The 17,986-nt window shown below is 38.8% G+C and carries 8 protein-coding genes; 1 reads left to right on the top strand and 7 read right to left on the bottom strand.

Annotated features, from left to right (window positions below; translation table 11 throughout):
• Positions 1-504 precede the first annotated feature (504 nt).
• The 6 genes from feoB to gcvH all read right to left on the bottom strand — a co-directional run bounded on the left by feoB (position 505) and on the right by gcvH (position 9,831).
• On the bottom strand, positions 505-2,619 hold the full coding sequence (feoB, locus tag HDC90_RS18440) for a ferrous iron transport protein B (RefSeq protein ID WP_184469066.1): 2,115 nt from the start codon (positions 2,617-2,619) through the stop codon (positions 505-507).
• Positions 2,620-2,624: 5 nt separating this feature from the next.
• On the bottom strand, positions 2,625-2,840 hold the full coding sequence (locus HDC90_RS18445) for a FeoA family protein (RefSeq protein ID WP_167297329.1): 216 nt from the start codon (positions 2,838-2,840) through the stop codon (positions 2,625-2,627).
• A gap of 97 nt (positions 2,841-2,937) precedes the next feature.
• The gene (locus HDC90_RS18450) at positions 2,938-5,709 is read right to left on the bottom strand and encodes a TonB-dependent receptor (RefSeq protein WP_184469008.1); all 2,772 of its coding nucleotides are present in this window, start codon (positions 5,707-5,709) and stop codon (positions 2,938-2,940) included.
• Positions 5,710-5,878: 169 nt separating this feature from the next.
• On the bottom strand, positions 5,879-8,686 hold the full coding sequence (locus HDC90_RS18455) for an outer membrane beta-barrel family protein (protein WP_184469009.1): 2,808 nt from the start codon (positions 8,684-8,686) through the stop codon (positions 5,879-5,881).
• A 328-nt stretch (positions 8,687-9,014) separates the two neighbouring features.
• The gene (locus HDC90_RS18460) at positions 9,015-9,371 is read right to left on the bottom strand and encodes a VanZ family protein (RefSeq protein ID WP_184469010.1); all 357 of its coding nucleotides are present in this window, start codon (positions 9,369-9,371) and stop codon (positions 9,015-9,017) included.
• Positions 9,372-9,450: 79 nt separating this feature from the next.
• Positions 9,451-9,831 carry a glycine cleavage system protein GcvH gene (gene gcvH, locus HDC90_RS18465; RefSeq protein ID WP_184469011.1) on the bottom strand — a complete coding sequence of 127 codons (381 nt, stop codon included), beginning with the start codon at positions 9,829-9,831 and terminating at the stop codon, positions 9,451-9,453.
• 253 nt (positions 9,832-10,084) lie between these two features.
• Here gcvH and HDC90_RS18470 point away from each other — a divergent pair, with 253 nt between their 5' ends.
• Positions 10,085-10,549: a hypothetical protein gene (locus HDC90_RS18470; RefSeq protein WP_184469012.1), complete on the top strand. Its 465-nt coding sequence runs from the start codon at positions 10,085-10,087 to the stop codon at positions 10,547-10,549.
• A 228-nt stretch (positions 10,550-10,777) separates the two neighbouring features.
• Here HDC90_RS18470 and sprA read toward each other — a convergent pair whose 3' ends face one another.
• Complete coding sequence (sprA, locus tag HDC90_RS18475) at positions 10,778-17,977, bottom strand: cell surface protein SprA (RefSeq protein WP_184469014.1); 7,200 nt, start codon at positions 17,975-17,977, stop codon at positions 10,778-10,780.
• Positions 17,978-17,986: the final 9 nt, after the last annotated feature.

Genomic DNA, 17,986 nt, shown 5'->3' on the forward strand with positions numbered 1-17,986 from the left:
CTACTACCGGGTTTATTAACAATGGCTTGTACAGGTAAGCGCCCAGCCAAACATAGCAGCAATATACTGGCCACCTAGACCCGATTGGAGTGAGCATGAAGCCGCAGGCGAAATAAAACAAAAAGCAGGAGCAAAACCTAAATAATTGTACAGGCACCGCTCTCCTAATAACTCTTAGTGTTATTATCTGAAAATTAGCATTCAGCATTTCTTCGGAAACAGCAGTCCCGTTATCCGCTATAGTCCCGATAGAAAAAATCGGGAGCTGCCGCTACTACCGGGTTTATTAACGATGGCTTGTACAGCTAAGCGCCCAGCCAAACATAGCAGCAATATACTGGCCACCTAGACCTGATTGGAGTGAGCATGAAGCCGCAGGCGAAATAAAACGGAAAGCGGGAGCAAAACCTAAATAATTGTACAGGCACCGCTCTCCTAACCTTAATAATTACATTTTAAATCCCCTTCGACTACGCTCAGGATAACAACTGGAAAAAAATTAAGCTATTTCAACAACTGGTAAGCAACCAGCGCAGCAACATAAGCCATAGCCGTCATATATGCCAGTTGAATTACCGGCCATTTCCAGCCTTTGGTTTCGCGGTAAACTATAGCAACTGTACTCATACATTGCATGGCAAAGGCATAAAAAAGCATAAGCGAAATACCCGTAGCGAAAGTATAAACCGGTAAACCCGTACGGCTATTTTTAGAGGCCGCCATACGCGCCCTGATAGTGTTTGTATCTCCATCACCACCATCAACACTGTAAATGGTAGCCATGGTACCCACAAAGGCTTCACGAGCCGCAAAGGAGGTAATCAGACCGATACCAATCTTCCAGTCGTAACCCAATGGACTGATAACAGGCTCAATTGCATGACCAATTATGCCCACATATGAGTTTTCTAACTTTTCGGTAGCCACCAGCGTTTTAATATGATCGATATTTTTTGTTGTATCAGCCAAAGCAGACTCGTATTTTTTATCAATGCTTTCAAATCGGTTTCCCGGTCCGAATGAAGCCATTACCCAAAGGATGATGGAGATGGCGATGATTACTTTACCGGCTTCGAACACAAAGGTTTTCGATTTCTCGTACATGGTGTAGAACACATTTTTCCACCTTGGCATGCGGTAAACCGGTAATTCCATGATAAAATAAGACCTTTCTTTAGTTTTAATAATGAATTTCATTACCCATGCTACCAATACCGCAGCAATAATACCCACCAGGTACATCACCATTAGTGCCAGTCCCTGCAGGTTAAAAATACCCAGAACAGTTTTAGAAGGAATAATTAACGAAATAATCAGAATATATACGGGAAGCCTTGCCGAACAGCTTACCAATGGGGTAACCATGATGGTAATCATTCTATCTTTCCAGTTTTCGATATTTCGGGCAGCCATAATAGACGGAACAGCACAAGCTAAACCACCGATCATCGGCACTACCGATTTACCGTTAAGCCCAACTTTACTCATAATTTTATCCATCATAAAGGTAACACGGGCCATATAACCTGTATCTTCTAAAATGGATATGAATGCGAAAAGAATTGCAATCTGTGGAATAAAAACAAAAATACCCCCTAAACCTGCAATTACACCATCCAACAACAGATCAGTAAGCATACCTGCGGGCAAATATTCGTGCCCAATGTTGGTGATAAAACCAAAACCAGTCTCAATCCAGTCCATCGGGTAGGATGACCAGGCAAATATAGCATTGAAAATTACAAAAAGGATAAACAAGAAAATAGCAAATCCCCATACTTTATGGGTTAAAATAGCATCTAATTTATCACTGAAAGAAAATTTCTTTTCGGTTCCCTTGTCAATAACTACATCAGCTAAAATTGTACTGAGATGTTTATATCTGGCAATAGTTTCTGCAGCCTGAATTTTAGAAGATTCGAAATGGTGAAATTGTTCTATATGCTCAATTTCTTCTTGCTCTTTTTCGGTAAAGAAAGTTAAATGTTCATGCTGATGCAGTACCTGGAGCGCATAATAATCGTTATCGGAATTGAGTTTCGATTTTATAGCATTAATTGCTTCCGGAGCCAGGAAATTCACGTCTACATCCTGATATTGTGTAGCAATTTTATTGGTATTGGCAATGGCCTGTTTCAGTTTATCAATTCCGATATTATTCCTTGCCGAAATGGAAACCACCTGAATACCCAATTTTTCTGCCAGTTTATCCAGATTAACCTCAATCCCCTGCTTGGCAGAAAGATCGATCATATTAAGGGCCAAAATAATCGGGATACCTAAATCTGCCACCTGCGAATACAAAAGCATGTTACGCTTTAAATTCGAAGCATCGGCAATGAGCACAATAACATCAGGATGGCTATTGTTTTTTTTATCGGCCAGTACTTGAAAAACAATGCTTTCATCAGCACTTTTCGGATATAAGCTATACGTTCCCGGTAAATCGATGATCTCGGCTTCCTTACCGCTGGCAAGTTTTGTAAAACCTGTTTTCTTATCGACAGTAATGCCCGGAAAATTTCCAATTTTTTGATTTAACCCTGTTAAACGATTAAATAAAGTAGATTTACCTGTATTGGGATTACCAACTAATGCAACTTTAATATCCAAACCCAGCTCTTTTATTGAATAATGATAACATCGGCTTCACTTTTACGCAAACAAAGCTGATAGCCAGCAACACGGATAGCCATAGGATCGCCCAGAGGCGCAAAACGCTCTACCTCTACCTCCTCACCCGGCAAGCAGCCCATCTCCATTAACTTTACAGACATATCTAAATCTGTAAAAGCTACGATTGTTCCCTTTTCTCCAACTTTTAGGTGCGACAGTTTCATGTGCTAAATTTGGCGCAAGTTAACCTTTCTTTAGATTTATTCCAAATAAGATAATCTAGTGTGGGATATAAATTACATAGCTTTACTCTAAAATGATCTAGTTTCGCTGTCTGCCCCCACCAAAGCCGCCACCACCGTTACCGCCACGGCCCCTACCACCTTCTTCACCTCCCCGAATGCGGTTTTTACCACCCATACGGTTTAACGAATAGGTAAATGAAAACATAAAATAACGCTGCAATACATTGTAGCTTTCATCACGGATAGTATTGTTGTTGGCCGTACGGCTTACGCCCCGATTTTCGTTCAGCAAATCGTTTACTGCGGCTTTAAAAGTACCACGGTTTTTAAAAAACTGCTTACTTAGGTACGAGTTCACCAAAGTAAACTGGGTATCGAAATTCTCTCCCCTGCCTGTATTCTGGTTGTAATCGGCATCAACCGACCAGCGGATATCGCCAGGAAACATATAGCTGATACTAATATTGGGACTAAAAGTATAATAACGTGTATTGGAATTGGGCTGAACGGAATAGGTAGCCCTATTAATTGAGCCGCTAACACCTGCGGTTAAATCGAGCTTATCTAAATTCGATACCAAACGGTAACCATTGCTAATCGACCAACTGTTGGTGATATTTTTTAAGGTATTGGTAAAGTTTACATCGCGATCGTAGTTGCCACTTATATTGATGTGGAAATTAAGCTTATTTTCTGCCATAATGGGCAAACTTAATGAGGAAGATAGTGAACCTGAATAAACACCATTTACGTTTACAGGCAGCACTGCAAATTTACCCTGATTAACACCTCTTTCGATTAAACTGCTGCTATTGGCAATTTTATTGGAAGTTTGGGTTAAGTTTACATTTACAAATAACGACCTGTTTTTTCCAACCGTAAAAGTGTTGTAGGCAATACGCAGAGTATTATTAAACTCGGGCTTTAAATCAGGGTTTCCCAGCGGAATACTTTGTGTGTTGGTATTGTTAGGAATAGGCTGTAACTGTTGTATGGTAGGCTGATTGGTGCTACCACGGTAATTGAATACCAAACGCTTGTTATTGCTAAAATTATACCTGAACATGGCTGAAGGCGTATAATTAAATACGTTCTGTTTTAATATAAAACCTTTGGTAATGTTATTGTTTTTACGATCGGTATTTTGAACGGCCATTCCTACATTCCAGTTGTATTTTTTGGCCATTTTATTAAAACTGAAACCAGCTGTATTGGTTAGAATGGTGTTTTCGTAAACGTTACTTAATGAATCATTAAGTAAATCGTAGTTTAGTGTAGCCGGATTAAAGTCGTAGGTAAAACGATTAGAAGTATTATGGTTATAGCCGTTCTGGTAGTTAAACTCCAGGCTCAGGGTTTTATCTAAAGGCTCCGTATAAACCAGTCGGGTATTCTGACTGATAGATTCGCTTTCCTGATCATTGAACTGGTTAATCATCTTTTCTGTTTTAACACTATCTTTTTCGCGCGTTTCAGGATTGTAATTATAATTATCAGCGTCGTTATTGTTAATGTTGGTATTAAAATTCAGTGATAATGTTCTTCCTCGGCGCATAAACTTTTTGCGCAACAAAATATTATTACTGATAGATGGGGCCGTATTATGATTGGTTAATCGCTGGGAGCCGCTTGTATTATAGGTACCAAAATCGCGGGTGTAAATACTGTTGTTTAGGCTTTCGTTGTTGGTATAACTTAAATTCGGCTGGATGCGCAATGAGGTAAGCGAATCTAACTTCGTATCGACCATAAAGTTTAAACGGTGGTTTAAGCGATTGGAAGTATTGGTCTGGTTATTATTGAAAACCGTGGTTACATTGCCCAAAAGGTTTTGCGTAACACTATTCCTTAAAATCAGGTTATCAGATTTATTAACAAAATAGCTGAAATTAATTTCGGTTTGGTCAGCATATACATCCGAGAAGTTAAATCCACCGGCTTTAGTATCGGTAATCCCGCCACGTCCGCCGTTACTCCCGCCATTTCCTCCTCCCAGGCCACCGCCAAAATTTTGTTTGTTTACGTTATTGAACTGGGCAATTACACTCAATCGCTTGTCCTGATTAAAATGGTTAATGTTCGCATTTACATCGTAACGGTCGTTAGAACCGTAACCACCTGTACTGTTCCCGAAGTAGCCGTTTTTCTTATCCTTTCTGGTGGTGATATTAATGATCTTGGTTCTGGAGCCATCGTCAATTCCGGTAAACTGTGCCTGATCGGAAAGTTCATCGATAATCTGAATTTTATCGATCATATCGGCCGGAAGGTTTTTAGTGGCCAATAAAGGATCATTCCCAAAAAACTCCTTACCATCTACCTTCACTTTTGTAATGGTTTCGCCCTGGGCTTTTACTGTTCCGGCTTTATCTACCTCTACTCCTGGCAATTTCTTTAGCAAATCTTCTACTACCGCATTCTCTACCACTTTAAATGAGCTTGCATTAAACTCAAGGGTATCCTTTTTTACTACAATTGGAGGAATTTCTGCTTTAATATCAACCGTTTGAAGATCAATTGCCCCCCCTTCTAAAACAATATCTGCCAAGGTTATATCTGCTTTATCCACAGTAATGGTAAAATCTTTAGTGGCGTTCTTTAAACCTAAAAACGCAGCATATAACCTGTAGGTACCTGGTTTTAGATTTTTAAAAACGAACTTCCCATCTTCAGTAGTACTTACCGCACCTACCATACTCGAATCTGTGAGGTTTTTAACAGCCAAAGAAGCAAAGTCAACTGGTTTTTTATCTTTTGATTGAATAACCCGTCCGCTAACTGAACCCGTTTTCTGAGCGTAGGCAAAAAAAGATGATAAAATAAAAAGGAGCGTAAAAATCTGTTTCATTCGGTTAGTTTGGTTTATAGCATAGAGACTGCGGGCTTTTATAAAGGTTTATTTTACTTAGGTAACATTTGAAATACATAAATGTCAATAGTACATTTAATCTCAAAACAGATGGTAAAACAAAAAAGTCCCGGTTTAACCGAGACTTTCTTCATTTTAATCTAACATTTTACATTCTTATACGCTGACCGCCACCACCACGTTGGCCTGGCATCTGCATATCGCCACTCATGTTTCTGCCACCTATACGCGTTAACGAGTAGGTGAAAGAGAACATATAATAACGTCTTAATACATTAGTAGTTAAATCGACAATTGAAGTCCCGGTAGCAGTTCTGCTCACACCAGTGTTCTGGTTAAGTGCATCATTTACAGAAAATTTAAATGTTCCCCTGTTTTTGAAAAACTGACGGCTGATGTAAGGATTAAGAATAGTGTATTCCTGGTTAAATAAATCGCCACCACCAAAGTTCCTGAAATAATCAATGTCGATTGCTAACCTGATATTGGCTGGCAATACATAACTCACATCAAAACTTGGATTAATGGTATAATACTGGGTATTGGATGATGGCCTTGCAGAAAACGTAGAATTGGTATAACTTCCTGTAATACCACCCGTTAAATCGAATTTATCAACATTGGTAACCAATTTATAACTGTTTGAAATGGTATAACTATTGGTTACATTTTTTACCAGATTAGCACTTCTTTGGTCTGCAATAAAATTCACATTTCTGTTATACGAACCGTTACCAGAGATATTCAGCGTTAGTTTACGCTCTGCCATCAAGGGTAAAGACCAGGTTGCATTGGCATTACCTGCATAAACACCATCAACATTGATGTAACTTACCTGTTGAACACCTCCTGACAAGGGTACAACTGTATTTCCAATGGCATTAAATGTTTGGGTAAGGTTTAAACCAGCAAAAAAGAAACGGCCACTTTCGATATTGAAATTATTGAAGTTAATTCTCAACTGATTATTAAAAGAAGGCTTTAAGTCAGGATTACCTACATAACGGGTTTGCGAATTTGTATTATCTGGTATGGGTTGAATCTGATCGATACTTGGTTGCGTGGTAGAGCCACGATAGTTGATAAACAAACGTTTACGGTTGCTAAAATTATACCTAAACTGTGCCGAAGGGGTAATATTGATGAAATTCTGCGTTCGTTTTAAACCTGTGGTTAAATTGGTATTTACCCTATTGGTTTGTTGTGCAGCGACGCCGATATTCCAATTGTATTTTTTTTCAGTTGTGGTAAGGCTTAAGCCAGCTGCATTGGTTAAGGTACGGTTATTATAAATATTTGAAAAAGTATTATCTACTATATCGAATTGAAGGGTCGATGGATTGTAATTAAATACATCCCTTTGTGAATCGCTATTCGAATAACCATTTTGATAGTTAACCTCTACACTTAAAGTTTTATTTAGCGGCTCGGTATATACTACCCTCGTGGTATTGTTAATAGCGTGACTATTGGTATTATTTAACTGGTTAGTTAACGAATCTCTCTTTACACCATTTTCTGTAATATGATCCAATCTATAGTTCTGATTAGTCCCATCGTTATCGTTAATGCTGGTGTTTACATTTAACGACAGTGTGCGTCCCCTCCGCTTAAAACTTTTGCGGATCAATAAATTATTACTCATGGTAGGCGTAGCAGCAGTTGTGGTGTTACGCTGTGTACCAATGGTTGTGCCATCGTCAAGTGTTCTCGTATATTCATTTAAATTGTTTCCATCTGTTTCTGTGTAAGATAGGTTCGGCTGTATTTTAATGGATAAAGATGGATTTATCTTGGTATCGACCATGAAATTGAACCGGTGGTTAATCCTGTCGGAAGTATTATTTATAGCTTCAGCAATATTATTCGTACCTCCTGCAAGGTTTTGGGTATTAGAGTTTTGGATATTATCAGAAATTGCTTTATTAAAGAAATAACTGGCCTGAAACTGTGTTCCATCCTTATATGTATCGGCAAAGTTTAAACCTGCTGCATTTGTAGTGGTGATTCCACTATTTCCGCCGGAACTACTTCCACCGCCACCACCAAAACCACCACGGCCACCACCTCCTCCTCCTCCAAAACCATTTCCTAAACCTCCGCCCTGGCCAAAATTTTGTTTGTTTACGTTATTAAACTGACCAATGAAGCTAATCTGGCGGTCATCGTCGAATTTGTTTACATTTAAACTGGCATCGTAACGGTCGTTAGAACCGTAACCCACTGTACTATTACCGAAATAGCCATGTTTCATACCATTTTTAGTAGTAATGTTCAGGATCTTATTTCTGGTACCATCATCAATGCCAGTAAACTGTGCCTGCTCTGAAAGCTCGTCAATTACCTGGATTTTATCTACCATGTCGGCAGGTAAGTTTTTGGTTGCTAACAAGGGGTCGTTACCAAAAAACTCTTTTCCATCAACCTTTACTTTGGTAATGGTTTCGCCCTGAGCTTTAACACTACCATCTTTTGCAACCTCAACCCCAGGTACCTTTTTCAGCAGATCTTCCACTACTGCATTTTCGCGCACTTTGATCGATTTGGCATCAAATTCTATCGTATCTTTTTTCACCACAATCGGGATGGAGGCGGTAACATTAACTGTTTTTAGATCAACCCCATCATCAACCATGGCAATTTCACCCACATTTACTGCAGCTTTAGCCACTTCTATATCTTTAGTAGCTGTTTTTAAACCTAAAAAGGCAGAATAAATCCTATACTTACCGGGAGCTATGGCCTTAAAGCTAAAACTTCCATCAGGATTGGTTTGACCAGATGCCACAACACTCGAGTCTTTTAAACTTTTAATTGCTATTGTAGCAAAATCAACCGGCTTTTTATCTTTCGCGTTAATTACTTTCCCGCTTATCGAACCAGTATTTTGAGCCTGAGCAATATATCCACAAAATAGGAGCACAATGAATATTGCGCTCTGAACGTTTCTTTTCATCAAAAAAATTAGATATTAAATGTAAAACTAAGCTATCAGACTATAGAAAAGTCGAAAGGTTTGTTAAGTTGTGTTAAAAGCTCGGTAACATTTTAAATACAGCCTGAAGAAGGTAATCAGATCGAAAAGGAAGGTCGATCAGTAAAAGAGGGATTATTTTTGTGGTGAGGGATAACTTTTGTAATATACTTTTGGGCAGTTACAGTTCTTTTTAAAAATACTGCATCCGCTAAAATATATGGCCACAATTACACAGATGATGCTAACTTTGGTTTTCATTGATTTTATTCTATTTCAATTGCAATGCAGCTATTTAGAATACATTACATTAATTGTTTTTGGTAAGTGGTGTATTCGCCATGGCTTCATTAAAGTTTAATTTATGGAGCAATACATAACTAAAAACCGCCATTGATGCCCCTAACATATCGCAACCAAAATCCCACCATTCTGCTGATCGGTAGGTAAAAACTTTCCATTGCAATAATTCAATTCCGCCACCAATGATCGCATTGATGAGCAATATTTTAAAAATGGTTAATGTTCTAAAAGCAAAAGTATGCTGGTATCTGATTTTACCGTAGAAGAGCAGCACCGATAAAACAAAGAAAAAACCCATGTGGGTCATTTTATCAAAGCCTTTAAAGAAAAAACCGCTGTTACCAACAGAATCGGAAATTTTCATATTACAAAACACTAAAACGACCACAGTCCATAATACGGCCCATTTTTGCTGTTTTAGTGCTTTGTACAAAATATAATAATTAAGCGCCTACCAATTCCTGGTAAGCTTCTGCAGTTAATAAACCTTCTACTTCAGCTAAATTAGCTAAAGATACTTTTACCATCCAGCCATCACCATAAGGATCAGAGTTAACCAATTCCGGGCTATCGTTTAATTCAGCATTCACTTCTAATACTGTTCCAGTAACAGGCATATATAAATCAGACACCGTTTTAACAGCTTCTACAGTACCAAAAACTTCCTCTTTAGCTACCTCGCTACCTACAGTATTGATATCAACATAAACGATATCGCCCAATTCACGTTGTGCAAAATCAGTTACGCCAATATAAGCTTCGTTACCTTCAACTCTAACCCACTCGTGGTCTTTAGTGTATTTTAATTCTGATGGAAAATTCATGGTTTTGTAAGTTATTGAATATAAGTTATATTAATTTTGTTGTTCAATTAAGCTTGTATGCATAAACGTTTCTAAGCGTTTTACCAGCCAAAAATACAATTTAGTTTAACATATCGCAATGCCTGGCAAATTAACTTATTAGAAATGCGCAAATTTAATCAGTCGATGCTTCTGCCCAGAGATATGAAATCATTATACTCACCAAACAGGTTCAGAAAAAATATTTATATTCGCTTCACAATTAACGCTCAATATGAAATCTGCACTATTTTACACATTAAAAGTGTGCCTGGCGACCTTACTCACCGCTGCACCCGTAACCATGGCAATTGGATTTGCTTATATCGGATTGATTACGCTCATCAAACTACAGAATTACACTTTTAATTTTCACCTTCTCTTCAATCATGTTTTTTTATTTGTTGCTATCCTTGCGGCACTTATCATATTAAATAGATACCTGATTGCTAAAGTGGGTTATAAAAGATTTATAAATGACAGGCCGGTGGCACATTCAATTGTTATCTTTCTGCTCTATCTGGTTATCAGTGGCTCCGTGCGTTTCTTCAGTTTTGATTATCTACTGTTCAGTTATGCGCCTATGTTCTTAACTGCATATGTATTTAGCAGAGTATTCTCTGAAACAGCTAAGAAGGATTTTTGGAATCTGCCGAATGAACGGCATGACGATGGCTTAAAACCGTTAAGTAATCAATAGTTTTCCAATATCGGTGACTAATCTGATCAGTTTTTTGATCTTATCAAACCCAAAAAAGAGACCGTATTATATTATAGAATTGTCATCCTTAACTTCTCAAAGGATCTGCAATAGTTTCGTCTAAACATTTCGATACTTTGTCAAGCTCACTACAGCCAGAGCTCAACGCCACAAAATTTAGAGAAATTTGTTTATGATACAGCTTCTTTTCTATGTAATGGAAATCGATTAATTCAATGTAAACCTTAAACTAAACCCAAAATTACTGAACGAAGTATTAAAGGTCTGCGAAGTATAAGGCTTAGTAATGTTAGAATCGTAAAACAATTTGATGTTAAATTTCTGGTTCAGCACGTAATCTACGCTTGGCCTTAATGTAATGTTCTTCGCACCTGAAGATACTTCGGCCTCAGTCACATCCGCCCGGTAAATAACAGTTTTATTATCACGGATAGCTACATCTAACTTGAAATCCATGTTGTTATCCATTTTCAAACTTTTAAACCACCCAAATGGGAAACGGAACTTATTGGTACGATAGCCCAATCCTAAAACCATATTGTTTTCTGATAGCTGCGCCAACTGACTATTAGATAAGCTCAGTCCTAATAAACGTGAACGGTTTAATTCGAATGAAGCGGTTAGGTTATTTTTAAACCTGGTATCAACCCCAACCAATGGAGAAAAATATTCTGAAATGGTTACCTGAGCAAATTGGTATTCAGGTAAAAAGTTATTATTTACATCTCTACTGCTAACCGCACCATTGGTTTCCTGGTAGCGCAATAATGAGTTAAAGCCATTGATATTATAGGCTGAACGATAGCCATGACGGATATCTACAGATGAGAACTTATCGGCAATAAAAGGAATACGTGTTAACCCGCTATAGGTTAAACTCCAGTTAGGAAGCGGGATTTTAGGAAAAGCATTCATTTTTGTTTTCCCCGCATCTTTACCCGAATAGGCAGCCATAAAGGCCGATATAATTACATCCTGACTTTCTTTACCGTAACCATCAGCATAATTGCCGTTTAAGCCTCCTGAATTTGGATTCTGAGCACCCAATCTCCTAGAAATAATGATCCTATTGGCCATAAACTGGTTAAACAGGCCTGAAATTACCGTTGAGTTATTTTCTTTGAAAGCCGTACCTAAGGCAATATATGATACACTATAATCACCCGTTGTAATGGCGCTTAAATTTTCAAACGATGATACACTGGCTACATACCTAAAATTGGTAGAAAAGTTTCTTGTTTGCGCCTTATTGGCTTTTAACGTAATCCGTAAATCTTTAAATGGCTCTATCTGCCCGGTAAGCTGAAAATCTTCCCTGAGTGTGTTTACATACAGTTGATTCTGTAAGGTGTCGTTAGTTAGCCATCCATTGTTTAATGCCATTTCACGAATGTCACGCTGACTTCCAAAAACAAAACCTAAACCCGGCGCCCCAGTTGCATTATCGATACCCAAATACCTGGTAGTTGGTAGATAACCCGGCAAGAAAATACCTTTGGTTTGTACATAGCTGGCATTAACATTTTTTACACTCGTTAATAAATTAATAAAAAATTTCTTAGCGCCGCTTCCTTCCTGGTCATTGCCAGCATTTCTGATAAAACCGAACTTATTGTATAAAGTGGTTAGGTTTAAGGTTGGATTTACCTGTACTGTTCTGCTATTCTGTATCGTATTACCCAAATTAATATTCGGATCGCGTAAGGTAGAAAGCGGTTCGGTTTGCCAGTTAAAATTGGTACCATAACGGGTTTTTACGGTAATCCAGTTTAGTCCAGGTATTTTATCAATGGGCAGATTATAGGTAACGTTTAAATTGTGGTTATAATCGGTTGTACGTCCTAAGCGTTTTAAGTTTTGCCAAACGGTATCACGTTTTAAACCATCAATTCTTCCATCTGGCTCATCAATGATCGAATAATTTGTGGCATTAAAATCTAGTTGTAATGAACGGGTAAGGTTCCAGGCAATACCGTAAATCCGGCTCATGGTAAAGTTTTTGTTAAAGGTGGTACCGTATCCACTCGGGTAAACGCCGATAGTATTATTCGGATCGTTATTCCGCAAGGTATTTTCTGAATATAAACGGTCTACATCAATCCTGAAATTAATGGCACTTGGAAAAATACTGAAGTTAAAATCTTTCAACAAAGCCAGCATGTTAGATTTTATAATCTTTTCAAACGGCGCTATCGTTTTGGCTTCTTTAGAATAACTGTACTGTAGCGAAGCCCTATAGGTATTCTGAATACTGTTCTGATTAATAAAATCGCGGTGATTATATTGGGTATAAGCATAACTTGCCGCAAAATTCTCGATATCCCAAAGGTGAACTGGCTTACTGTTATTGGTCCGTTCTTTTCTAACATTGGTAAAGTTTATGCCTCTTCTAACGGTATAATCCTGTGCAAAATTTAAAATCGAATCTTTTTGTTGTTTTGTCGATTGCTCTAAAGCATTTTTGAGCTCGATATCTGGCGTTCTAGGATTGTACTGTGGGGTAGAAACCTGTTTAGAGTAACTCACAAACATCGGGATTTTCACCCCCGATTTTTGTGGCAGAAACTTGCCTAATTCCATGGCTGAAGAAACATCAAGCAACACATTGTCTGCACGGTTCCGCTCGCTCACTTTCGAATCGATAGATCCAAAACCGATGGTAGATTTACTTCCAGAAATATTTACATCTGCAAAATCGGCCAATTTTAAGTTCAATCTTCCGGTAGCTGCCCAACCGCCTTTTTCATCAAATTCAGTTAATCTTAATTCGTTAAACCAAACCACCGCATTTTTATCAAGGCCATCATCTTTGCGTTCATCATTAGCAGCACGGAGCGGATTTTTAATACCCACCATATACACCCTAACCTTGCTCATATCAGGTTGCCCCTTAACTATAATGGTTCTGGTTCCATCGGTATAAGTAAACGGAACATTTGTAGGCCATGGTTGTCCGTTGGCTTGTTTAGCAACGTTACGGGCCAGCTTGGCGTTTTGAAAAAGTGTTAAATCTATATCCATTCTATTGGCTTCTGGCCAAATGGCATCGGGATCGCTTGTACCTGGGTTGGTAACCTTTAACGGAATTACATATTCATAATAATTATCCTGGTTATCCGTCCCGATCCGTAAGAATGCCGAAACATCATTATCATTTAAAATTTGGTTATTAACAGCTTCAGCATGAATAAACATTTCTAAATGTTTGTAAGATCTGAAATCGCTGTAGGCTGTTTTAAACGCCCCTCTACCGTAGCCATCTCTTAACGATTTTACGATAACCGATAGCGATTGCTCATTTAAGCGTGTATCGCCACGATAGTTGCTATAATCGCGCTCGCGAAGAATGCCCGGAGGGGTAACGTACGGAATTGGTAAACGTTTTCCATTTTCTTCAATGTTTACCGTCGAAACTTCAATTGTAGAATTATCAGGAGTAAGTGCAGGCAACGATGGATCGACGATTACTTGTGCAGCTTGGTTCGAAGCATTATATTCTCTCCATTCCCCACGGATCAATTGTAACTTCGCAAAACGCATTACGGCCGTATCAGCGAAATTGGTCATAAACATCCTGAAAAAACGGATCGATTTAAAATCCTGGATCCCGCCTACTTTCTCCTGGTACTGACCAATCGGGATTCTGAATTGATACCATGAAACAGCTTGGGTATTTCCATTAGCCAGTTTTACCTGCGAGGTTACTTTATCGGTAATAAAATTCTGACCAACATTTAAATCTCCCGGGCGCATCGAAACTTTATACTGAAAATACTCATCACTTTGCGTCATGTTATTATCGCGGTTGATATCTTCCCCATCAGGCAGAGAAGTAGAAGCGGAGTTTTCAAGTCCTAATTCTTCTTGCGACTGTTGCGAAGTTTTGGAGTTCCCTTCAGTTCCGTTATATTTTTCGTAGCGCTTAAGGATACCCGCATTGATCTGATCTAATGCCGGTCCTCTGAAATAAGTATAATTATCTGATGATGGGTCGGCATCAAGTGCGGCAGAAGCAGTGGCGTTTAATTGCGATTTAATCTGTGTAATTGCCGCAGCAAATTTTATTTTTTCGTCTGCATCCGATAGTCCATCCAAACCCACATCCTGCGCCCTACGCGAATTGGCATTGTTATCGAAAGCCTGTACAACAGGTTGCAATTTAGGTACACGGCCCCAAACGGTTTCATCGTACTTGCTCGGGTCATTTGTAACTGGCAAACCATTTTCTAACGATTTTCTACCATCTTTAAGAATATCTTCCGAAATATTCCCCAGGTTGAAATAAATATCTCCACCTGCCGAATTTGGTTTATAGATAAATGGGTCCATTAACCAAAACTCAATAAAGCCCACATTTAAGGCCTCAAAATCGTTGGTTTCGATTTTTCGCTGAAAACCTCCCCAATTATTTTTAGGCTGCAATAAAGATCCATCTGGCTTAAAATTGGTAGTACGAAAATTATAAGGTCCCCTAACAGTTGGGTAATAGGCCACATCAAGAGTGGTAATGTTCAAAGCCTGCCCGGTAGCCGTTTCTTTAAACGGAAAAACCTCCTGCTCAATTACTTCTCTTACATAGTGATTGGAAAGTTCTGCCCGGTTGCCTCTGATATTGGCAGGCGTGGTAGAAGCCGCCGAATTATAAAAAGTAGGATCGATGTTATAAAAAGCAATTCTTGCCCGGTTATATCCATATGATAAATCGTTAGACTTATCATATTCGGAGAAAAGTTGAGGAGTACCCGATAACTGCCAGGCAATGGCGCTCTTTAAATCGATTACCGATCTCGATGCTTCGAAATCATCTAAATAACTTACCCCGTTTTTACTGCCAGCAAAATTCAGTGCCCTCGGGTGGCCAGGAATCAGTTGAGCAAATTCGCCGTAAAATGTTACACTCGATGGTGCTTTAGTTGAAATGAGTGGAAGTTTATCAACCAGTTTTGTTAAAAACCGTGATGGTGAACTATAGTTAATGTCTGCTCCCCAAATGGTATTAGAAATGGGTTCTTCTCCAATGTTTACCTTTTGAGTTAAAGGTTTTTCGGTCAGGTTCATAATGGTACCCCCAAGATTTAGTTTATTGTTTACACGATAATCTAAACGGGTTCCAAAAAGTGACCGTTGCTGCAAACCAAAGGTTTCGCTGTTTTCTGTTGTAATCCTAATTGGTTGACCGGATACCAAAAGTGCCTGGTTAATGATACTCACACGGCCGCCCTGGTAATCGACCGTAAAATCTACGCCCTCCGTTAGTGGCATCGTTCCTGCAAAAACCTTTACCGATCCTTCTGGAACATTAATGGCATTTAAACTAAATTCAGAAGAAATATCAGACTGGTAATTTACCTTAATGGTATACCTGTTCTGGTTTTGAAATAACTGCCTGGCGATGGTTTGTGTCGAATCGTAAAGCGCTGTAAAAGTATACTTATTGATCAATGCCTGTTCGCTCGGCAAAAACTTTGCCGCCAGGTCTTTACCAAATGGCTCAATTACAGGAAAAATAATCCTTCCGTTTGCCGGATCGATGGTGATATAACCCGAATTGGTATTGGTAACCAACGAGGTCTGCCCATTGCTGCCAACACCGAACATACTGGCCTGATTAGCATTGCTTGCCGTAGAATAAGATCCAAACGCATTATTTGCAGCCACAAAATCGAAAATCCCATCGGGTTTCCGCTCATTTTGCTGGTTCAATCGATCGAATTCGGTCAGGGCAATCCATTGCTTATTAGCGGTATTCTGACCTTCCGTCATCACGGGATTATCCACCCCGGTTTCGTTATCAATACGGTAAATATCCAGTTTAAAATTCTGACTGCTGATCTGGTACCCGCCGATAGAATAAATATTTTTCATCATCAGATCCCATGTTGGCAGTTGGATCTTAGTGGTTTCGTTCTTTAACAATTTGGTATATAACACTTTTGGATTAGCCGCATCAAAAGAAACATCGGTAGAAAATTCACCAACCTGATACTCAACACCATTATAGGTATAACGGTAGGCAACTGCTAAAACCTCATCGGCATTTAGCGGGTTGTTTAACGATAAATAACCCAGTTGTGGCTGAAAAGTAAATTCGCGATCTGTTAACTTTCTGGCATATACCAATTTAGCAAAATTATCGGTATTACTACTATTGGCTGGCGTTGTTTGGAAGAAAGAAAGAACGGCATTAGAATTTGTCTGTCTTATGGCACCACCCTGATAAGTGTTTAACTGCGAGATCAGGTTGTTTGATTGCTGCGGGAAACCTGTAGCGGTTGTTCCTGCCGGCAGACCGGAAGTTCCGCCGGTAATTAAATTATTGTTAAAAGGAACGTTTTCACCCAAATCCATCAAGCCCAGTACATCTCTGGAGTCCGTTGTATTTCCTGCTTTATTGGTAATCCAAACTTCAATTTTGGTAATCTGGATCGGAGAGGTAATGATGGGTGCGTTAGCCAGGTTCTTATTATAATTATTTCTAAAATACTGCGACAGAAAATAGTGTTTATTTGCTTCGTAGCTATCAACATTCACCGTAGTGGTATTTTGCTGCGCCCCATTGGTAATTTTAATTTCTCTCGATTGTGATTTTTGCTGGGTATAAACACTTGTAACGTTTAAACGCCCGAATTTTAATTGTGTTTTTATACCAAAAAGTGCCTGTGTTCCAGTAATTAATGAGGTATTTAAAGGCAAACTCACATTACCAGCTTCTATTTTTTGAATAATATCATCGGGTCCACCGGTATAATCGAGCTTAATCTGATTTTCAAAATCAAATTGGGCCTCGGTATTGTAATTGCTTTTGATTTTTAGTTTGGTTCCGATGTTACCAACCAGATCCATCTGGATCCTTTGGTTAAAATCGAAATTGGTCTGCACCCGCTGTCTTTCGTTAAAAAGCGGGTTTTCATTTTTATTTACCCGGCCTAAAAAGGTAAGCTCAGCCTCTCCACGTGGTTGGATGTCGATGGTTGTTCCACCGAATAATTTTTCGAAAGCCTTACTATTTACCTGAATCTGAGGGATTATACCCGTGCTTCTATAATCACTTACCTCTGCATTTGAAATGCTGCGCCAGTTGCCACGTTTTATCTCACTGTTCACCAATCGCTGGTATTCATCGATGGTTAAGTATTGTGTATTTAAAACAAATTTTTCGCCGATCAATTCCTTCACCACATAACGTTTGTTCTTAGCATCGTATTCTACAACACGCTTTAAATTATTGGGTGCAGGATAGAATGGATGAACTGCGGGACTGAGTCCTAAACGTTCTTTCTCGCGTAATCCAAAGTTATTTTTGGGGGTAATAGTATCCGTTTTGCTTGGAACAACTTGAGAGAAAGTGTTTTGAGAAGCAATTAAAAAAAGAGGGATGAGAAACAGAAATGTAGATATTCTCTTCAAAGGCGTTAG

It is taken from the genome of Pedobacter sp. AK013, assembly GCF_014205835.1.
In the GTDB taxonomy this organism is placed as follows: domain Bacteria; phylum Bacteroidota; class Bacteroidia; order Sphingobacteriales; family Sphingobacteriaceae; genus Pedobacter.